The sequence below is a fragment of the Desulfomicrobium salsuginis genome, assembly GCF_054657795.1.
Window position 1 is genome coordinate 132,869 of the sequence record NZ_BAAHYA010000001.1, and the last position, 19,933, is coordinate 152,801.

The following is a 19,933-nucleotide window of genomic DNA, read 5'->3' on the forward strand; positions in this document are numbered from 1 at the left end:
GCTCGGAGGGTGCATGCCATGAAAGTCGCCGCAGTTCAAATGGCCACAATCCCCGGCGACGTGCAGGGCAACCTGGACGCCATCGCCGCCCATGCCCGCGCCGGAGCCGAGGCCGGTTGCCGGCTCCTGCTCTTCCCCGAAATTGCCGATTTGGGGTACGACATGCCCGCCATCGGCCAGTTCGGAGGCAGCTCGTGGCCCCTGGTCCGGCAACGCCTCCTCGGCCTGGCCGCCGAATGCGGGGTCTGTCTGGTCTGCGGCGTCTGCCTGCCCGGGGAGGACGGGCTCTTCAACGCCCTGGTCGCCTTCGGCCCCCGCGGGACCATCCTGGCTCAGTACCGCAAGGTCCACCTGTTCAAGGGCGACGACGCCGACGAGACGCGCGTCTTCATCCCGGGCCGCAAGCTCGTGACCTTCGACCTGGACGGGGTGCGCTTCGGCCTGGCCGTCTGCTACGACCTGCGCTTCCCCGAACTTTTCCGGACCATGGCCCTGTCCGGCTGCCACGCTCTGCTGCTGGCCTCAGCCTGGCCCCGCGCGCGAATCGGCGTCTGGGAGCCCCTGTGCGTGGCCCGGGCCGTGGAAAACCAGTGCTGCCTGCTGGGCGCGAACAAGGTCGGAAAACAGGGCGCCTTCCCCTTCGGCGGCCGCTCGATCTTCGTCACCCCCACGGGCAAAGTCACGGTCGCGGACGAGCGGAGCGAGGGGCTCGTCCCCGGGCACGTCGATCTTCAGACCGTCCTTGAAATCCGCCGGACGATACCTGCGCTGAACCACCGGCGCCCGGACGTGTATGCCGAAGTTCCGGACAATTCGGCAGAGATTCTTTGACGACATGATCAAAAGACATTATGCATCCACTTACTTACATGCATTCATGACCTTGTACGCACGCGCTTGACCAAGGGCGTACACCACCGCTTCCAAGGAGACACAATATGATTATCAAGGACTGGATGACCAAGGACGTGATCACGGTGGACCCCGAAACCTCCATGATGCGCGCAGCCAAGCTGATGAAGGAAAAGGGCATTCGCCGCCTGCCCGTGGTCGACGACAAGGGCAAGGTCGTCGGCATGCTGAGCGACCGCGACGTGAAGGAAGCTTCCCCCTCCAAGGCCACGACCCTGGACGTGCACGAGCTTTACTACCTGCTCTCGGAGATCAAGGTCAAAAACATCATGAGCCCCAATCCGCTGACCATCCTGGACACGGACACGGTCGTGAAGTGCGCGGCCATCATGCACGACAAGAAGATCTCCGGCCTGCCCGTCCTGAACGAGCAGGGAGAACTCGTGGGCATCATGACCCAGAACGAGGTCTACCGGGTACTCCTGAGCATCACCGGCATCTACCACGGCGGAATCCAGATCGGCCTCAAGCTGCCGGACCAGCGCGGAACCCTCAAGGAAGTGCTCGATTGCCTGCGCGGCCACAAGGCCAGGGTCATCTCCATCCTGACGTCCTACGACAAGGTCGAGGACGGATACAGGCAGGTCTTCCTGCGCGTCATGGACATGGAAAAATCCGTGCTGAACGAACTGAAGAAGGAACTGAGCGAGAAGTACGACCTCATGTTCTGGGTCCGGGACAGCATCAACTAGACGGCAACCACCACCCGCAACGCAAAGGCCCGCGGAAGCATCCGCGGGCCTCGTTTCGTGAGCGGCGCAAACAGGAAACTTTCGGGAGAACCCATGGAAGAGCACTACCCTATCAAGGACACCTTAAACGAGATCATCAACACGCTGCAGATCGCCCTGGACACGGACTACGTCATCGGGCTGCTGGTGGCCACGGCCATCATCTCGTTCATCATCGGCCGCATGAGCAGATAGCTCCGGCCGCGTTTCACGCCTCCCGGCCCCGCGTCACGCGGGGTTTTTTTTGCCCTGCGCCCCGCCCTCGCCGCCGCCCGCGTTGCAGGCCAGGCGGTGGCAGAAGGCCAGGGCGCCGGCTGTCAGCCGGGAACTCTCCCCCTCCCCTTCGTGCAGGATGAGCGGCGCGGCCACGGTCAGGCCCGGGCCGCCGTTCTTCAGGGCGCGGACCAGCGCCAGACGGGCGGGGCTGTGGAGAGTCGGGTGGACGAAGAGGATTTCCTTGGGCTGGAGCCGCGCCTGGCGCAGCAGATGGAGCAATTCGTCGGCGCGTTCGGCCAGGTGGATGAAGGCGCAGTGCTTGCGGTTGCGCACGGCCCATGCCGCGGCGCGGACGAAGTCGGCGAGGGACGCCCCGGCCTCGAACCGGGCCATGGTTTTGAACGCGTCCGGACAGACCCGGCCACTGGACGGATCACGGTAGGGCGGATTGCACAGCACCAGATCCGCGCTCTCGGGCGCGAGGCAGGCGGGCCTGCGCACATCCCCGGCCAGAAAGGCGAAGCGGTCCGCAAGGCCCAGACGGCGGGCGTTTTCCCGGGCATGTGTAAGCATGCCCGGATTCACGTCGAGACCGACCCCAAAAAAATCGGGGTGGTCCAGGGCCAGACCGAGCCCCACCACCCCGCAACCGGTGCCCAGATCGAGCACCCGGCCCCGCACCCGCTCCCGGCCGGCGAAGGCCGCCAGCAGGAGCGCGTCGAGAGAAAAACGGAATCCGTGCGGCGGCTGGGACAGCCCTCGCGGAAACCGCTCCCGGGCCAGACCGACAGCCGCCCCGTCCATCCTACTTCAGTACGGAGCGCAGCCGCTCCATGGCTTCCTGGACATTGGCCAGGCTGTTGAAGGCCGAGATGCGGATATACCCCTCGCCGCAGGCACCGAAGCCGGCGCCGGGCGTGCAGACCACGGCGGCCTTGTTCAGGAGCATGTCGAAGAAGTCCCACGAGCCCATCTTGCCGTCGATCCAGACGTACGGGGAGTTCTCCCCGCCCACGCACTCGTAGCCCAGGGCCGTCATCTCATTGCGGATGATGCCGGCATTGCGCAGGTAGCCATCCACCAGGGCCGTGGCCTGGGCCTTGCCCTCGGGCGAGTAGACGGCCGCAGCGGCCTTCTGCACGGGGTAGGACACGCCGTTGAACTTGGTGGTGTGGCGGCGGTTCCACATGGCGTGCAGGCTGTGGGCGTTGCCCTGCGCGTCCCAGGCCATGCAGGTCTTGGGCACCACGGTGAAGGCCAGGCGCGTGCCCGTGAAGCCCGCGGTCTTGGACAGGGAACGGAACTCGATGGCCACCTCGCGCGCGCCCTCGATCTCGTAGATGGACCGGGGCAGCTCGGGGTCGCGGATGAAGGCCTCGTAGGCCGCGTCGAAAAGGATCAGGGCCTTGTGCTGCCGTGCGTAATCGACCCACTCCTTGAGCTGGGCCTTGGTGATGGTCGCGCCCGTGGGGTTGTTGGGGTAGCACAGGTAGATGAGGTCCACGGGCTGGTCGGGCAGGGCCGGGATGAAACCGTTGGCACTGGTGCCGTCAAGGTAGACCAGGCCCTCGTAGCGGCCGTTCACGCTGCCGCCCGTGCGGCCGGCCATGACGTTGGTGTCCACGTAGACGGGGTAGACCGGGTCGGGGATGGCGATGCGGATGTCGCCGGCGAAAAGCTCCTGGATGTTGCCCGTGTCGCACTTGGCGCCGTCGCTGACGAAGATCTCGTCGGCCGCGACGTCGGCGCCGCGGGACTGGAAATCCTCGCGGGCGATCAGTTCGCGCAGGAAGTCGTAGCCCTGCTCGGGACCGTAGCCGCGGAAGGTGGCGGCGTCGGCCATCTCGTCCACGCCCTGGTGGAAAGCATCCACCACGGCCCCCGGCAGGGGCTGGGTCACGTCGCCGATGCCCAGGCGGATGATCTTCTTGTCCGGGTTGGCCTGCTGGAATGCGCTCACGCGGCGGGCGATGTCGGCGAACAGATAGGAGGCCTTGAGCTTCAGGTAGTTCTCGTTGATGCGGATCATATGCGGTCCTCTTCTGGGGGAGTTGGCGGTTCGTCGAAAAAGAAACGTCTAGCGGCAAAGCCGGCGTTGTTCAAGTCAGGCCTTGCCGCGACCCAGGCGGCGGCCCAGGACGTCGGCGAAAAGGCGGGCCTGGCTCACGCCCAGGCCAAGGCCCAGGGCCATGTACGCCGCCGCCCACAGCGGGATGAGGAGCAGGCTGACGCGCCCAAGCCCCGTGCTGGCCCAGCATCCGGCCAGCAGCGCGAAACTCAGGCCCAGGGACGCGAGGAGGTCGCGGCCCACCCGGAACCAGGGCCCCAGATGGCGGCGCAGGAAATACCCCAGCAGCAGCACGTTGACCCAGGCCGACATGGACGAGGCCAGAGCCAGTCCCACGTGCCCCAGATACTGCATGGAGACGAAGCCCGTGGCGACGTAGACCACAAGGCAGCCCATGGCCACGCGCACCGGGGTCCGCGTGTCGCCCAGGGCGTAGTAGGCCGAGGCCAGGGATCGCACGCTCGAAAAGGCGGGCAGGCCGATGACGAAGCCCAGCAGGGCCAGGGCCGTCCCGTGCACCGCGGCCTCCGAGAATTGCCCGCGACCGAAGAGCAGCTCCACCAGTGGTAGCGACAGCCCGGCCAGACCGGCAGCCGCAGGCAGGTTGACGAACAGCGTCAGGCCCAGGGACGAGGCCAGCGTGTCCCTGAACTCCTCCCGCCGCTCGGGCGCGGCCAGGGAGGACAGGGACGGCAGGGTGGCCACGCCCACGGCCACGCCGAAGACGCCCAGGGGGAACTGGAAAAGCCTGTCGGCGTAGTAGAGGTAGGAGACCGACCCTTCGGGCAGGAAGGACGCCATGCCGGTGCCGATGAGAATGTTGATCTGGTACACGGCCGAGCCCAGGATGGTCGGCAGCATCAGGACGCCGATGCGGCGCACACCCGGGCTCAGGGGCTCCACGGGCCCGGCCCAGGAGAACCCCTTGGCGCGCAGGATGGGCTGCTGCAGGAGCCACTGTCCCAGGCCCGCCACGAGCACGCCCCAGGCCAGGTACACGGCCACGTTCCCGCCCACGGCTATGGCCAGGAGGCTGGCCGCGATGAGCACGATGTTCAGGATGCAAGGCGCCAGTGCGGGCACGAGGAAGTGGCCCATGCTGTTCAGCACGCCCATGCACAGGGCCACGCCGGAAATGAACAGGATGTAGGGGAAGCAGATCTGCACGAGGGAAGCCGTCAGCTCGAACATATCGGGTCGCTTGGCCGCGAAGCCCGAGGCGATGAGCAGGGTCACGGCCTTGGGAAAAAGCAGGACAAGGAGAGTCAGGAGTCCCAGAATGACGACCAGCCAGAACTGAATGGAGCGGGCCAGGACAAAGGCCGCCCGGTCCCCCTGCTCCTGCCGCACGCGCACGAAGGTCGGCACGAAGGCCATGGTCAGGGACCCTTCGGCGAAGAGGCTCCTGAGCAGGTTGGGCACGCGGAAGGCCACGAAGAAGGCGTCGGCCAGCACGGACGCGCCCAGGGTATAGGCCATGATCAGGTCCCGCACGAGCCCCAGCCCGCGGCTGAGCATGGTCGCGCCGGAGACGATGGAGGCGTTTCTGACGATAGTTCTGTTGGTGGACACGTAACTCCCCGGAGGCTGAAGGCGATGCGGCACGATTCCGGCTCGTCGCCCGGAACCGCCCCTCTGTATCCGCAGCGCGCCGCCGCGTCCACAGGGACGTGCCCCGCTCCTCCGGGCCCGGCCCGGACGTCCGCTACCCGGCGGTTTCGGTCAGTGCCGGCAGGTCCAGGATGGAAATCTCGCGGCCCCGGGCCTCGATCAGGCCGTCATTGCACAGGCGGGCCAAGACCCTGGAAACGGTCTCCGGAGTGGTGCCCAGAATCTTGGCCACTTCCTGCCGCGAGACGGACAGGGTGACCCGCGCCGCATCCTGGCCGCGAACCCGCGCGGAGTGCACGAGAAAGGAGGCCACACGCTGGTGGATGCTGCGCAGGCCCAGATCCTCAATCATCTGGTAGGAATGCATGAGCCGCGTGTTGAGAATCCGCACGATGTTGAGAAGCACGCGCGGGGAGCTGCGCAACTGTTCCTCCATGCGTTCCCAGGCAAAGACGAGGACGCGGCAGGGAGCCATGGTCAGGGCGCTGACCGGGAGCGACCTGGCACCGTAGAGCGTGCAGAGACAGAAGGGTTCCCCGTCCTCGGCCAGGTACACGGTCTGTTCCCGCCCTTCGGCCGTGCTGCGGAAGAGCTTGAGGACGCCTGCGTAGAGCACGTGGAAGCTGTCGGCATCCTCGCCCTGATGAAAGACGAACTCCCCCGGGCCGTACGTCCTCCAGCCGGCACCCCGGCTCAGCTGCGAAAGCTCCCTCTCCGAGAGCCCCTCGAAAAGTCCCATGCCTGCCATGGCCTGCACGATTTCCACATTTTCCTCCCCAACTTGATCGTCATCAAGGCACACTGTCAGTACCCGGGATACCGTGTCCGTACAAGACTGCAAAACCCTGGCGGCCGCAGAGCTGCGGCGCCCGACCGAAAAGGAGGAACGTATGAGCATTCCCCGCCGGCAATTTCTCAAGTCCGCGGGCCTCGGCATCGCGGCCATGGCGGCCGGGCCGGCCCATGCCTGGGAGTCCAAGGCCCCGGACGACCCCCTGGGCTGTCTCGTGGACGCGACCCGCTGCATCGGCTGCCGCAAATGCGAACTGGCCTGCAACCAGGTCAACTCGCTGCCCGAACCGGCAACCCCCTTCGAGGACATGCGCGTGCTCGACGCCAAGCGCCGCCCCACCGCCGGCGCCTACACGGTCGTCAACCGCTACTACCCAGGAGCCCTGAACGATCGCGGGCAGCTGACGCCCGTCTTCGTCAAGATCCAGTGCATGCACTGCCAGGACCCGGCCTGCGTCTCGGCCTGCGTCACCGGGGCCCTGTCGAAGCTGGAGAACGGCACCGTGCACTACGACGTCACGCGCTGCATCGGCTGCCGCTACTGCATGGTCGCCTGCCCCTTCGAGATCCCGGCCTACGATTTTCACGACCCCCTCACCCCCCAGGTGCGCAAGTGCACCTTCTGCCTGGAACGCCTGGAGGAAGGCAAGATGCCCGGCTGCGCGTCCATCTGCCCGACCGAGGCCATCACCTTCGGACGCCGCTCCGTGCTGCTGCGCCTGGCCAGGGAGCGCATCGACAGCGACCCGGCCCGGTACGAGAACCACATCTACGGCGAACACGAAGCCGGGGGCACGAGCTGGCTGTACATCGCGGGCCAGCCCTTCGAGCGCCTCGGCTTCCCCGCGGTGCCCGACGAGCCCCTGCCCCGGCGCAGCGAGACCATCCAGCACGCCCTGTTCAGCTACCTCTGGTCGCCGGTGGTCCTGTTCGGAGCCCTGGCCCTGAGCATGAAGACCATCGCCTCCAGGCACAAGGACAAGGAGTAGACACATGCATCACCCCCGACCCATCGAGCGTCCCTTCTGGTCCCCGGGCGTGCTGGTCATGCTCGGATTCATGATCGCCGGCTGCGCGGCCCTCGCGGTCCGCTTCGTCTACGGCCTCGGATACGCCACCAACCTGTCCAACACCAACCCCTGGGGCATCTGGATCGGCCTGGACGTGGCCTCGGGCGTGGCCCTGGCCGCCGGCGGCTTCACCACTGCGGCCCTGGCCCACGTCTTCGGCCGCCACGCCTACGAGGCGGTGACGCGGCCGGCCCTGCTCACGGCGGCCTTGGGCTACACGTTCGTGGCCTTCGCCGTGTTCATCGACATCGGCCGTTCCTGGGCTATCTGGAAGCCCGTCTTCTTCCACAACTACAATTCCGCCCTGTTCGAAGTGGCCATGTGCGTCATGGTCTACCTGAGCGTGCTCTGGATCGAGATGGTCCCGATCCTGGCCGAAAAATGGGGCGCGAAAATCCCGCTGCTGGGCTGGCTCGACCGCAGGCTGTCGGCCTTCATGTGGATCTTCATCATCCTCGGCGTGGTCCTGTCCTGCATGCACCAGTCGAGCTTGGGCACCCTCATGGTCATCGCCCCGACCAAGGTCCATCCCCTGTGGTACACACCCTTCCTGCCCCTGCTCTTTCTTCTCTCGGCCTTCTCCGTGGGGTACCCCATGGTCATCGTCGAGACGAACCTGGCCACGACCTCCCTTTCCCTGCACCATGAAATGGAGGTCCTGACGCCCCTGTCACGCTTCACCATCGTGACCCTGGGGCTGTACATGGCCCTCAAGCTCTGGGACCTGCTGCATCGCGGCGCCCTGCCTTTGGCCTTCGACGGATCCCTGGCGGCCAACAGCTTCCTGGCCGAGGTCGGCCTCGGCGTGATCCTGCCCTGGACCCTGCTCCTCTTCCCCGCGGTGCGACGCTCCAGACGCGGCCTCTTCTTCGCCGCCCTGCTCGTGGTCGGCGGCGTGCTCCTGAACCGGGTCAACGTCTTCCTGGTGTCCTACAGGCCCCAGACCCAGACCATCCCGTACTTCCCGTCCATCGGCGAAATCCTCGTCACCGCCGGGGCCGTGGCCACCATCATGTTCCTGTACCGGGTGCTGGCCACCCACGCCCCGGTCCTGTCCGCACCCAAGCAGGAGGAAATGGCGCGATGAAGACAACCGCACCCACCCGCCTCGTTACGGCCGTCATCGGGGCGGCCGTCGTCCTGGCCCTGTCCGTGTTCCTGCCCGGCCCGGCCACCACGGCGCCCGAGACGGCCAAGCCTCTGGGGCCGGCGGAGAAAATCCGCACCCCGGCCAACCCCCGGCCCGACGGCTGGACGGCTCCGGATCATTCCGCCGCCCTGGAACGGGCCAGGGCGCCTCGGGACTTCGTGGCCAAGGTCCGACTCGAGGATCCCAAGCTACGCCAAATCAGGTTCAAGGACCTGGGGCTGGGCGTAGGGGACATCAAATTCTCGTACATGATTCTGGACAGCCCGCTGGTCAACACCTTCGAAAACCTCTACGGCCCGGCCCGCTTCATGCATTCCAAGCACGCGGCCAGCCTGAACGGCGACTGCGCCCTGTGCCACCACGCCAGCCCCGAGGGGGCCGACGCCGGAACCGACCGCCTGTCCGAGACCGTGGCCTGCAGGTCCTGCCACCAGGAGGCCTTCAACCCGGCCCATCCGGAACGCATCGGTCTCAAGGCGGCGTATCATCAGCAGTGCATGGGCTGCCACCAGGAAATGAACCGCGGACCCGTGGACTGCGTCGGCTGCCACGCCAAGCGCGTCCCGGACCACAAGGAGCTCGTGAAGCTGCCCGCCGACCCGTCCCCCATCGAGGTCACCACGGAATGCCTGCGCTGCCACACCCAGGCCGGCGAGGACATGATCAAAAGCGCCCACTGGCTGTGGAAGGGGCCCTCGCCCTTCACCGTCGAGCGCGAGAAGAAGGTCATGAGCGGAAAGGCCACGGACACCATGAACAACTTCTGCATCTCCCTGCCGTCCAACTGGCCCCGCTGCACTTCCTGCCATGCGGGCTACGGCTGGAAGGACGAAACCTTCGACTTCACGGACATGACCAGGGTGGACTGTCTGGTCTGCCACGACACCACGGACAGCTACCACAAGGCGCCCCCTGCGGCCGGCATGCCCGCGCCCGAGGTGGACCTGAAGTTCGTGGCCGAGAACGTCGGCAAGACGAACCGCAACACCTGCGGCAACTGCCATTTCCAGGGCGGTGGCGGCGACGCGGTCAAGCACGCGGACATGTGCGAGGTCCTGCGCTACCCCCAGCGCAACTGCGACGTGCACATGGGAGGCTATGACTTCGCCTGCACCGACTGCCACAAGACCGTGAACCACAAGATCAAGGGCCGCAGCACCTCCCTGCCCGTGGCCGAGGGTTCCAGGACCTGCGAGGACTGTCACACCAACAGGCCCCACTACGGCAACGGCATCCTCGATTTCCATCTCAACAAGCATACCGACTCCGTGGCCTGCAACACCTGCCACTCGCCCGTCTATTCCAAGTGCAAGGCGACCAAGACCTGGTGGGACTGGTCCGAGGCCGGCGACAAGTCCCGCCAGCCCGTCAAGGACAAGTTCGGCATGGAGGACTACAACTGGATGAAGGGCAGCTTCGAATGGAAGGAGTCCAAGAAGCCCGTCTACGCCTGGTACAACGGCTACATGGAGCGTCTGCTCCTGGGCGACCCCATCAGGCCCGACGCCGACAGTTTCGCTCCGGGCGAGAACCCGTCCGCCGAGGCCAAGCGGCGCATGAAGGGGACGAACATCACCGCGCCCGTAGGCAGCATCAAGGACCCGTCGTCGAAGATCTTCCCCTTCAAACTCATGGACGGCATCCAGCCAGCCGACGCCGTGCACGGCTACCTGCTGGCCCCGCACCTCTACCCGACGTCGCCCGACGACACGACGGCCTACTGGAAGAACCTGGACTGGCAGAAGGCCTTCGTCGACGGCATGAAGGCCGCGGGCCTGCCCTACAGCGGAGAATACAAATGGGTCCGGACGAACATGTACTGGGGCATCAAGCACGAGGTCATGCCCAAGGACATGGCCCTGTCCTGCGTACAGTGCCACGAGAGCCTGGACGGGGAGAAGACCTGCGACCGCTGCCACCAGGACAGGCGCGACATCGACTTCAGGAAGCTGACCCGCGCGGGCACGGACTTCCCGAAAATGCTCGCCGAGGGGCGTGACGTGGCCGGACTGGTCAACGCCACCGACTACATCGACTTCAAAGCCCTGGGCTACGAGGGGGATCCGATCCTCAAGGGCGGACGCTTCAAGAAGCTGCCTTTGGGGCGCATCGAACCGTGATCCGCGGTCGGCCTGCGGAGCCTTGAGGCTCCGCAGACCGGTCCCGCAAACAGTCCCGGAAACCTGGACAGCACGGCACACAAGCCGGTACACGCCGGATGATGAAAACCGCAATCCTTCCGGCCCTTCTCGTCCTCGTCCTGCTGGCAGGCGGCTGCGCCAAGCCCTCCGCCAGGCCCCATGACGCCACTGCCCTCGCCGCCATCCCCGATTCCGCCAACCCCAACGCCGCGGAAATGGCCGCCTTCGCACGGGCCTACCCGGAGGGCTCGGACCAGGCCAGGGCCGCCGCCTTCCTTCTTGAAAACCTGCCCCTGTCCGACCGGCTGTCCATGACCGCCGCCGACCTGCGCGAAAACGTCGACTACGCCTTCCTGGCCCGCAGCCTCATGCCCTGGGGCTCCCGCGTGCCGTGGGACGTCTTCCTGCACTACGTCCTGCCCCACCGCACCAGCCAGGAGCCGTTCCAGCCCAACCGGGCCATGCTCTTCCGCGAGCTCGGGCCTCTGTGCGCCACGGCCGAAAGCATGGAGGAGGCACTGTCGCGCGTGGGGGCGTGGTGTGCCGCCAAGGCGCAGTACCGCCCAACCTCGCGCCGCGACCTGGGCGTGCGGTCCATCCTCGACGCCGGGTGGGGGCGCTGCGAGGAGACCAACATCCTGTTCATCGCCGCGGCCAGGGCCGCCGGCCTGCCCGTGCGCCAGGCCATGGTCCCGTGGTGGCAGCACGCCGACGGCAACCACGCCTGGGTCGAGGCCTGGACCGAGGACGGCTGGAAATTCCTGGAAAGCGGCACGGAGTTCTCCGAGCTGAACCGAACCTGGTTCGCGGCCCAGGCCCCGCGCATGCCCAAGGTGGCGGCACTGGTCTTCGGCCGGTCCTCGGACCCTTCGGTGTACCGCACCGGTCCCGGCTATTCCCTGGCCGACAACACGGCCCCCTACGTCCGTCCCGTGCCCGTACGGGTCCGCGTGACCGTGGCCCACGACCAACCGGTGCCGGGGCACGATGTCTATTTCTCCGTCTACTCCCTGGGCGGCGTGCGGCCCGTGACCAAAGCCGTGACCGACGACCGCGGCCTGGCCGCGACCACCCTCGGTCCGGGCGTCTTTTTCGTCTCAAGCTCCGCAGGCGAGTTCCTGGCCTGGACCATGCTCGACACCCGCGACATGGAGGACATGGAGATCCGCCTGTCCCTGGACTCCCCGCGCCCCCTGCCCGACGTGCTGCAATTCGCGTCGCCCGAGGCGTCCGCCGAGCCCTTCGACGCCACGCCCAGCCCGGAACTGGGGCGCCTGCGGGAAGAGCGCGCGAAACGCTGGGACCCGCTGCTGCAGGGTCTGCCGGAACCCCTGCGCCAGAACCTGGCCCTGGCGGGCGACCGCGCGGCCGGCTGGCTGCGGCTTCTTAGGTCCGAGCCGGCTTCGCCCTGGACCCTCCCCCTGCTCGAAGCCCTGGACGACAAGGACCTCCTGCAGGCCGACCCGGACGCTCTGGCCCGGGAGACGGAGCTGGCCCTCGAAGCCCGGCGGGCCGCCGAACAGGCGGGCCTTGCCGTGGACGACGAGACGTTCCTGCGCTTCGTCCTCTCCCCGCGCATCCATCTCGAACCGTGGTCGCCCTGGCGCTCGGATCTGCTGCCCTGGCTCGGCGGTTCCCTGTCCCAACCCGTACGGTCCAAGGTCGAGGCCGTGCGCAAGCGGGTCGAGAAGCTCGAAAAGCTGGAGCCGTCCATCATGGGCTCCCCCCTCACACCGGCCCAGACCCACGCCGCGGGCTACCTCGCCACGTCCATGGACAAGGGCGTCCTGGCCACGGCCGCCCTGCGCGCCCTGGGCGTGCCGGCCCGCTACCAGCCCGACTTCGACGGCTTGGAATACTTCGACGGCGCGAAATGGAACTTCTGGGAACTGGAGCCCCGCGCCCCGGCCAGCGGGGCCCTGCGGCTGACGGGAGAAGGGGAACTCAGGCCACTGCTCGATTTCGGCGTGGCCCGGGTCGAAAAGGGACACCTGCGCCCCCTGGACGACCTGCCGTGGGAACAGGACGGGGAGGCCTTGCGCTGCGCCCTGCAGCCGGGGCCGTACCTGCTCGTCCTGCCGCGCCGGGAGGGGCTGCGCGCCACGGTCCGTCTCAAGGAGTTCTCCGTCACCGCCGACGCCGTGACCGATGAAACCGTCCAGGGCGTGAACGCGGCAGGCCAGTGACATCCGGACAAACCGGGCCGGCCGCATTGCAAGCCCGCCCGGTTTGCTCTACATCATGGGCAGAAACACCACCCCGCGAGGCTTGACTATGAACAGACACATCCTGCTGACCGTCAGTGACAACTACAGTTCCCTTTTCGCCGTCCGTTTCACGGCAGGTTTCTTCAGCCGTTTCGAGGACCTGAACATAACCCTGCTCTATGTCGCTCCCAACCCCAAGGCCGGCCTGACCGAGGCCGAAATACTGCAGGATTACGGCAACCTGTCCCGGCGGGAGGCGCAGACGCGCAACCTGGCCCAGACGGCCCTGGACAAGGCCGAGGAAATCCTGATCATGAAGCGCTTCCCCAAGGAGAACATCCACCGGAAGATCGCCTTCAAGCAGCTCGGCACGGCCAACGACATCATCCAGGAAGGCATCACCGGCATGTACGACGCCATCGCCCTGGGCCGACGCGGCCTGTCGCGCCTGGAGGAACTCATCGACGAGAGCGTCAGCAAGCAGGTCTTCACCACGCCCATGGACATCCCCCTGTGGGTTTGCCGCGGCCACGAGAAGCCGGATCCCAAGATCCTGCTCTGCACGGACGGGTCCCCGGCCAGCCTGCGCTGCGCCGACCACGTCGGGTTCATGCTCAAGAACGAGCCGGAACACCGCATCGACCTGCTGCACGTCGTGGCCCACGCCTCCTCGGCCGTGCCCGCCGAGGCCCTGGCCGCCACCCGGCGCATGCTCGAGGAAAACGGCATCGCCGCCGACCGCATCACTCAGCAGGTCGTCGAAGGCGTCAACACCGCCGACACCATCCTGCGCGTGGCCCGCGAGGGCGGCTACGGCGTGCTGGCCACGGGACGCACGGGCCGGGGCGAAACCCGCAGCCTGCACCTGCTCGGCTCGGTCAGCATGAACCTGCTCAAGCACCTCGAATCGGCGACGCTGTGGATCAGCCACTAGGCCGTAAGAACAACCCTGAGGCCCGTCGGCTTCAATTCTGCGGGAATTTCACGACAGGGGCGCGATGCGCCCCTTTTTTTGCGCCCTGACCCGGGCCACGGCCTTTTTCACCGCCAAAGGAAAAAGGCCGAGCAGGGCGAAGGCCAGAAGCATGGAGGGGGAGAGGATGCCCGACAGGGACTCAAGGCGCCCCAGTTCCCTGCCGGCGTTGACGTAGACCATGGTCCCGCCGAGCATGCCCAGCTGCGAGACCCAGTAAAAGGTCCGCGCCGGCATGGGCGTCAGGCCCATGACCAGGTTGATGACGAAGAAGGGGAAGACCGGGATGAGGCGCAGGGTGAAGAGGTACCAGGCCCCTTCCCGCGCCACGCCATCGTTCACGGCCGCGAGCCTGTCGCCGAAGCGGCGCTGGACCGCGTCGCGCAGCAGGTAGCGCGACATGAGGAAGGCCATGGTCGCGCCGATGGTTGAGGCGAAGGACACGGCCAGGGTGCCCACCCAGAAGCCGAAGACCGCCCCGCCGACCAGGCCCATGACCGTGGCCCCGGGCAGGCTCAGGGCAGCCATGAGCACGTAGCACAGGAAATACCCGCCGACCATGAGCGCCCCGTGCTGGGCGTAGGCCTCCCGCAGGGAACCGAGGGAACCCTGCACGGCCGCAAGGCTCAGGAAGCGCTGCAGGTCCAGGGCGAAGAACAGGGCCACGGCGACCAGCACGCCCAAGCCCAGCCAGAGTCTCTTCCTCATTGCCCGTCAGCCGTGAAGAGCGCGTCGTGGATGGCGGAGACCAGGGGCTGGGGCAGCGGGTCTTCGAGGAATATCTCGTACTTGGAGGCCGTGCTGCTGATGGCCAGGACCCTGTTGCCCGCCTCCTCGAGCATCCCCAGTACCGCGTCGACCCGCTCGCGCTGGGCCGCCACGCGCGAGCCGATGAGGGACAGGCTGACGCAGGGCACGCCTTCCATGGCCGCGGCGTGCTTTTCGTCCACGACCACGACGGTACGGCCCTCGACGGACTGGCACAGGCGGCAATCAGGGGGCAGGGGCACGCCGGCGCCGAAGGCGATCCAGCGCAGCCGGTCGTAATAGACCATGGACTGCAGGGTATCGCGGTTCAGGTTCTCGCTGGAGACGATGGTCCCGATGCGGCCCGAGCTGCTCGAACCGGCGGCGATGCGCACGCCCAGGCGGCGGGCGTACTCCACGGCGTCGTCTTTCAGGACCTTGGCTCCGGCGGCCGACATTTCGAGCATGGTCTCGTAGTCCACCGTGTCCAGGCGCCGGGCCGAGGGGGCCAGTCGCGGATCCGAGGTGTAGACGCCGTCCACGTCGGAGTAGATTTCGCAGACGTCGGCCTGCAGGGCAGCGGCCACGGCCACGGCCGTGGTGTCGGACCCGCCGCGGCCCAGGGTGGTGATCTCCCGGGCCGTGGACACGCCCTGGAAGCCCGCCACCACGGCGATCCGGCCCTCGTCCAGGGCCTGGCGCAGGCGATCGCCCCTTATTTCGAGAACGCGCGCGTCGCCGTGGTTGCAGTCGGTGATGAGGCCGATCTGGGAGCCCGTGAAGGACACGGCCAGCCCCGGCCGCAACCCGTTGATGGCGATGCTCATCATGGCGATGGAGATGCGCTCCCCGGCCGAGACGAGCATGTCCATCTCCCGCGGGTCCGGGCGCTCTGCCAGTTCGTGGGCCTGGCGCACCAGGGCGTCGGTGCTCTTGCCCATGGCCGAGACCACGACCACCACCTTGTCCCCGGCCTCGTGCCGGGCCACGATGCGCCGGGCCAGGTCCCGGATCTGCTCCGGAGTGGCCACGCTGCTGCCTCCGTATTTCTGAACGACCAGAGCCATTTTATCTCCTTACGGCGCCATCTTGACGATGCGCGGGGTGAATGTCGCGCGGATGCGCACCAGGTCGGCCTGGGCGGCCATGACCGCGCGGATGTCCTTGTAGGCCATGGGCACCTCGTCCAGGCCGCCCGAAAGCAGCCGCACGCCGTGTTCCCGCAGCACGTGTTCCAGATCCCCCCGCCGGAAGCGCTTCAGCGCCTCCTGGCGGCTCATGGCCCGGCCCGCCCCGTGGGCCGCCGAGCACAGGGACAGGGGGTTGCCCAGTCCCTCGACCACATAGGCCGGGTCGATCATGGTCCCGGGGATGATGCCGACGACCCCGGCCCCGGCCGGCGTGGCGCCCTTGCGGTGCACGACGACCTCGCGGCCGCCGTGGGTTTCCTTCCAGGCGAAATTGTGGTGGTTCTCGGCCCCCCAGACGGGTGAGAGTCCCAGATGCCCGGCCACGGCGGCGTGGATCAGGGCGTGGTTGGCCGCGCTGTAGCGGCCCATGAGCTCCATGGCGGCCCAGTATTCGCGGCCCGGATCCGTGTCCAGGCCCAGCCAGGCAAGGTGCCCAAGCTCTCTTGGCAGCTCGCGGTGCAGCCGCCTGGCCAGGGAGGAATAGTACTTGGCCACCTCCCCGCCCGTGCCCCGGCTGCCGCTGTGGGACAGCAGGGCCAGGTAGCGCCCCTCGGCCAGTCCGGGCAAGGCGCGGGGCACGTCCAGCACGCCCCACTCCACGAAATGGTTGCCCGAGCCGCTCGTGCCGAGCTGCCCCCAGGCCGTGTCGCGCATGCGCGCGGTGACGGGCGAGAAACCCCAGTCCTCGTGCATGACGGGGTGGTCCTTGCGGGCCGTGAATTTCCCGCCCACGCCGAAGCACGTCTCGCGCTCCAGGGCCTGGGCCAGTTCGTCGGCATGGTCGTCCACCAGGTCGGGCGGCACGACGAAGACGCTCATCTTCATGCGGCAGGCGATGTCCATGCCCACGCCGTAGGGGATGACGGCATTGTCCACGGCCAGGACGCCGCCGATAGACAGGCCGTAGCCCACATGGGCGTCGGGCATGAGCGCCCCTGACACGGCCACGGGCAGGCTCGCACCGTCGCGCATCTGCTTCACGGCCTGGGGGTCGAGGTCCTCGCCCCAGGACCGCCAGGGGACTTCTTCCACGCGCGCGGCGGCAGCCGGGACGCCATCCCCGGACGCCCCGCGGGACGCCCCCGAACGCAGCATCCCAGCCAAAGCCCCCAGGATGGGGTGGTCGGCGAAAGATTCGGGCCTGTCCGCAAGGCGGTTGAAAAGTCGGCGCAAGGCCTTGCCGCGCACCCCCTCTTCCTCCAGCTCGCGCACGCACCCGCGGACCACGGGCAGCAATTCCTCCGGGATGCCCAAGGCCGCGAGCCGGAAAGGCAGGTCGTTCTGTTTGCGCTTGGCGGACATGGCGGAAGTCTAGCCCCTTTTTCCCGTTTCTCCAAGACAATCCGCCGGGATGGAAAACCGGGCCGGATTCAGCCTGCGGACGGATACCGAACGACGAACGACAAAATGCGGCCGAAACAAACGGTCATTCTCCGAACATATTGATCTTCCGAACGAATCATTCTAGTGAGGCAGTGGCGAAGAAACTTGGGAGGACCTTATGGCGAAATTTCTCTTCATCCTGAGCAGGGACGACAACGAATCGGCCACGCGCTGTTTCCAGTTCGCGCGCATCGCCCACGGCAAGGGGCATCACGTCAACCTGTTCCTCATCGACGGCGGCGTGGCCTGGGCCGACACTGCCCGCGACCTGACGGTCAAAACCACCACCGGCGACTGCCCGGCGGACTATCTGCCCTATCTGGTGGAATCCGAGGTGGAGATCGGCGTCTGCACGCCCTGCGCCAGAAACCGCGGCCTGGACGAGGCGCGCTTCCACCCGAACATGCTGCTCGACGGCGGGCCGCACCTCATCGACATGGCGGCCGAATCCAAGGTGTTCAACTTCTAGGAGTGACGCCGCCCCGGCTCCCGGTCGACCGTGGCCGCACTTATGATGGATTCCCGCCTTCGCGGGAATGACATTGAGAGAGTGCAGGATTTCCGTCATTCCCGCGAAGGCGGGAATCCATCGTCTTTCCGAACGGTGGTCTTTACCGGAAAACACGTCACGGCCCGGGACCGGCCGCGGGCTATCTCCGCAGCGACCGCAGGATAAACCTGCGGGTCTCGTCGAACAGGGCCGGGTCGCCGAAGGGGCTGAGAAAGACCGTGCGCACCGCGCCGACCATGGCGGCGTAGATCATCAGGGCGCAGTCCCGGACCGGGACCTCGGCGACGGTCCCGTCGGCGATGCCGCGTTCGAGGATCTTCTCGATCTCCTCGATGAGTTCCCGGAACTTGGCCCCGATCTTCTGCCGGTCAAGGTGCGGGTTGTCGTCGCTGAAGGGCGAGCAGCGGATCAGGGTGGGGAAAGTGGCGCGGTTGGCCAGGGTGTAGGACAGGTAGGACGAGACGAAGATGTCCACTGCCTCCAGGCCGCTGCGGGCGCGCTCCATGTCCTTGCGGATGAGGGCCAGCATGGCGTCGATCATCTCCTGGCCGGCCACGAGAAAGAGCTTCTCCTTGTTCCCGAAGTAATGGGAAACGAGGCCGAAGGCCACGCCGGCATGCTGGGCGATCATGCGCATGGTCGTTCCGGCGTACCCGTACTCGGCGAAAAGGGCCTGCGCCGCAGCCAGAATCTCGTCACGTTTGCTCACGAACATCCATCCTTGTCGAGATTGTGCATCACCACCCCCTACGCGTCGAGTTCAAGCCCCACCGGGCAATGGTCCGACCCCATGACCTCAGACTCGATCCAGGCCTCGCGGACCGCTCCGCGCAGTTCCTCGGACACGAAGAAATAGTCGATGCGCCACCCCGCGTTGCGCGACCTGGCCCCGTAGCGGTAGGTCCACCACGAGTAGGCGTCGGGGATGTCGCCGTGCCGCAGGCGGAAGGTGTCGAGATAGCCGTGCGCCATGAAGCGGTCCATCCAGGCCCGCTCGATGGGCAGAAAGCCCGAGGTGTTTTCGTTGGCCTTGGGGTTCTTCAGGTCGATCTCGCGGTGCGCCGTGTTGAAATCGCCGCAGACCACGATGGGCTTGTGACGGCGCAGGTCCTGGGCGTGAGCCAGGAAGGCGTCGTAGAAGCCCATCTTGAAGTCCAGGCGCTCCTGACTCATCTGGCCGTTGGGGAAGTAGATGTTGAAATAGTGGAATTTCTCGAATTCCAGGCGGATGACGCGCCCCTCCCCCCGGAAGCGGTCGTCGGGCAAGCCGAACTGCACGACCAGGGGTTCGAGTCGCGAATAGCAGGCCGTGCCGGAATAACCCTTCCTGCCGCGCGAGGCGTTCCAGTAGCAGCGGTAGCCGTCGAACAGCCGGTCCTCCCCTACCTGGTGCTCGTCGGCCTTGACCTCCTGCAGCCCCACCACGTCGGGCGCGGTGCGCACCAGCCAGTCCGCGAAACCCTTACCCAGGACCGCGCGGAAACCGTTCACGTTCCAGGAATAGAGACGCAGGCTCACGACACGCCCCGCAAGCCGGCCACGAGACCTTCGGGGGTCTCGTCGATGCGCACGTAGCCGCCGGCGGCAAAGGCCCCCGGGTTCAGTACGTGGGAGCGGCCGATCCGCTCCTCGCCGACGCCTTCGTGGATGTGGCCCGTGACGACCACGGCCGGCTGGTATTTCTCGATGAGGGCGCGCACGCCCGGGCTGCCGACATGGGCGCCCGACGGCAGCCTGTCGACCACCTCTCCGCGCGGGGGGGTGTGGATCATGAGGATGACGTGCGCGAAGGCGCCCGCCACCTCCAGGGCGTCGTGGGCCCACTGGCAGATCTGCGCGTCGGCGACCTCGGACGGAGTGCCGAAGGGCGTCGGCGTGGAGTAGCCCACTGCCGCCAGGCAGACGCCCCCGCCCAGGTCCGTGACCCGATTGTGGGCGTTCAGACCGCGCTCGGTCAGGATACGGTCCACGGCCTGGGTGTCCATGTTCCCGATCTGGGCCAGGACGCGCGGGTTCATGGCCGCCACGGCATCGACGATGCCGGCCGCCCTCTCCCGCGTCCCCAGGTTGGTCAGGTCGCCGGACAGGAAGACGCCTTCCGCCCGGCCGATATCGTCAATCCGCTCCACGGCGGAGATGCGCTCATGAATGTCGCCGAAAACGATCCAGAACCGGTTTGCCATTTGCCTCCCATCCTCACTTTGAGTACGTGTCCATGCGCACATCATGGT

At 67.0% G+C, this 19,933-nt stretch carries 19 protein-coding genes; 9 read left to right on the forward strand and 10 right to left on the reverse strand.

What is annotated here, in order from left to right; genetic code table 11:
* The first annotated feature begins 18 nt into the window (after positions 1-18).
* The 3 genes from ACYQ3G_RS00555 (at position 19) to ACYQ3G_RS00565 (ending at position 1,838) form a co-directional block, all read left to right on the forward strand.
* Positions 19-831, forward strand: a complete 813-nt coding sequence (locus tag ACYQ3G_RS00555; protein WP_459821359.1) for a carbon-nitrogen hydrolase family protein — start codon at positions 19-21, stop codon at positions 829-831.
* A 107-nt stretch (positions 832-938) separates the two neighbouring features.
* A complete protein-coding gene (locus tag ACYQ3G_RS00560; protein ID WP_028577694.1) occupies positions 939-1,604 on the forward strand; it encodes a CBS and ACT domain-containing protein in 666 nt (221 codons plus the stop codon).
* Between the two features lie 93 nt (positions 1,605-1,697).
* Positions 1,698-1,838 (forward strand): hypothetical protein, encoded by a 141-nt coding sequence (locus tag ACYQ3G_RS00565; RefSeq protein WP_156902583.1) that lies wholly within the window; start codon positions 1,698-1,700, stop codon positions 1,836-1,838.
* A gap of 33 nt (positions 1,839-1,871) precedes the next feature.
* On the opposite strand, the gene ACYQ3G_RS00570 is transcribed toward ACYQ3G_RS00565, so the two are convergent.
* The 4 genes from ACYQ3G_RS00570 to ACYQ3G_RS00585 all read right to left on the reverse strand — a co-directional run bounded on the left by ACYQ3G_RS00570 (position 1,872) and on the right by ACYQ3G_RS00585 (position 6,304).
* Entirely contained in the window at positions 1,872-2,663 is a 792-nt protein-coding gene (locus ACYQ3G_RS00570) for a tRNA1(Val) (adenine(37)-N6)-methyltransferase (protein WP_459821362.1), read from the reverse strand.
* A gap of 1 nt (position 2,664) precedes the next feature.
* Positions 2,665-3,888, reverse strand: a complete 1,224-nt coding sequence (locus ACYQ3G_RS00575) for an LL-diaminopimelate aminotransferase (protein WP_459821364.1) — start codon at positions 3,886-3,888, stop codon at positions 2,665-2,667.
* Between the two features lie 75 nt (positions 3,889-3,963).
* Positions 3,964-5,499, reverse strand: coding sequence for a murein biosynthesis integral membrane protein MurJ (gene murJ / locus ACYQ3G_RS00580; protein WP_459821366.1), 1,536 nt, complete (start codon positions 5,497-5,499; stop codon positions 3,964-3,966).
* 133 nt (positions 5,500-5,632) lie between these two features.
* On the reverse strand, positions 5,633-6,304 hold the full coding sequence (locus ACYQ3G_RS00585; protein WP_459821368.1) for a Crp/Fnr family transcriptional regulator: 672 nt from the start codon (positions 6,302-6,304) through the stop codon (positions 5,633-5,635).
* Positions 6,305-6,428: 124 nt separating this feature from the next.
* Between ACYQ3G_RS00585 and hybA the strand changes: the two genes are divergently transcribed.
* From hybA to ACYQ3G_RS00610, 5 genes are all read left to right on the forward strand, one after another.
* On the forward strand, positions 6,429-7,319 hold the full coding sequence (gene hybA / locus ACYQ3G_RS00590) for a hydrogenase 2 operon protein HybA (protein ID WP_459821370.1): 891 nt from the start codon (positions 6,429-6,431) through the stop codon (positions 7,317-7,319).
* Between the two features lie 4 nt (positions 7,320-7,323).
* Positions 7,324-8,487, forward strand: a complete 1,164-nt coding sequence (gene nrfD, locus ACYQ3G_RS00595) for an NrfD/PsrC family molybdoenzyme membrane anchor subunit (RefSeq protein ID WP_459821372.1) — start codon at positions 7,324-7,326, stop codon at positions 8,485-8,487.
* Positions 8,484-10,670, forward strand: coding sequence for a tetrathionate reductase family octaheme c-type cytochrome (locus ACYQ3G_RS00600; RefSeq protein ID WP_459821374.1), 2,187 nt, complete (start codon positions 8,484-8,486; stop codon positions 10,668-10,670). Before nrfD ends, ACYQ3G_RS00600 begins: the two co-directional genes overlap by 4 nt.
* A gap of 101 nt (positions 10,671-10,771) precedes the next feature.
* Positions 10,772-12,877 carry a transglutaminase-like domain-containing protein gene (locus ACYQ3G_RS00605; RefSeq protein ID WP_459821377.1) on the forward strand — a complete coding sequence of 702 codons (2,106 nt, stop codon included), beginning with the start codon at positions 10,772-10,774 and terminating at the stop codon, positions 12,875-12,877.
* 88 nt (positions 12,878-12,965) lie between these two features.
* Positions 12,966-13,832 carry a universal stress protein gene (locus tag ACYQ3G_RS00610; protein WP_459821379.1) on the forward strand — a complete coding sequence of 289 codons (867 nt, stop codon included), beginning with the start codon at positions 12,966-12,968 and terminating at the stop codon, positions 13,830-13,832.
* A gap of 48 nt (positions 13,833-13,880) precedes the next feature.
* Here ACYQ3G_RS00610 and ACYQ3G_RS00615 read toward each other — a convergent pair whose 3' ends face one another.
* Genes ACYQ3G_RS00615 through ACYQ3G_RS00625 form a run of 3 tightly spaced genes read right to left on the reverse strand, consistent with a single transcriptional unit; the run spans position 13,881 to position 17,110 of the window.
* Positions 13,881-14,579, reverse strand: a complete 699-nt coding sequence (locus tag ACYQ3G_RS00615) for a TVP38/TMEM64 family protein (RefSeq protein ID WP_459821381.1) — start codon at positions 14,577-14,579, stop codon at positions 13,881-13,883.
* Positions 14,576-15,685, reverse strand: coding sequence for an aspartate kinase (locus ACYQ3G_RS00620; protein ID WP_459821383.1), 1,110 nt, complete (start codon positions 15,683-15,685; stop codon positions 14,576-14,578). The genes ACYQ3G_RS00615 and ACYQ3G_RS00620 overlap by 4 nt, the downstream gene beginning before the upstream one ends.
* A 9-nt stretch (positions 15,686-15,694) precedes the next feature.
* Entirely contained in the window at positions 15,695-17,110 is a 1,416-nt protein-coding gene (locus ACYQ3G_RS00625; protein WP_459821385.1) for an RtcB family protein, read from the reverse strand.
* Positions 17,111-17,309: 199 nt separating this feature from the next.
* On the opposite strand from ACYQ3G_RS00625, the gene ACYQ3G_RS00630 reads away from it, so the two are divergent.
* Positions 17,310-17,660 (forward strand): DsrE family protein, encoded by a 351-nt coding sequence (locus ACYQ3G_RS00630; protein WP_459821387.1) that lies wholly within the window; start codon positions 17,310-17,312, stop codon positions 17,658-17,660.
* Positions 17,661-17,841: 181 nt separating this feature from the next.
* Here ACYQ3G_RS00630 and ACYQ3G_RS00635 read toward each other — a convergent pair whose 3' ends face one another.
* Genes ACYQ3G_RS00635 through ACYQ3G_RS00645 form a run of 3 tightly spaced genes read right to left on the reverse strand, consistent with a single transcriptional unit; the run spans position 17,842 to position 19,885 of the window.
* Positions 17,842-18,417, reverse strand: a complete 576-nt coding sequence (locus ACYQ3G_RS00635; protein WP_342663420.1) for a TetR/AcrR family transcriptional regulator — start codon at positions 18,415-18,417, stop codon at positions 17,842-17,844.
* A 32-nt stretch (positions 18,418-18,449) separates the two neighbouring features.
* The gene (locus ACYQ3G_RS00640; RefSeq protein ID WP_459821390.1) at positions 18,450-19,220 is read right to left on the reverse strand and encodes an exodeoxyribonuclease III; all 771 of its coding nucleotides are present in this window, start codon (positions 19,218-19,220) and stop codon (positions 18,450-18,452) included.
* Entirely contained in the window at positions 19,217-19,885 is a 669-nt protein-coding gene (locus ACYQ3G_RS00645; RefSeq protein ID WP_459821392.1) for a metallophosphoesterase family protein, read from the reverse strand. The genes ACYQ3G_RS00640 and ACYQ3G_RS00645 overlap by 4 nt, the downstream gene beginning before the upstream one ends.
* Positions 19,886-19,933 lie beyond the last annotated feature (48 nt).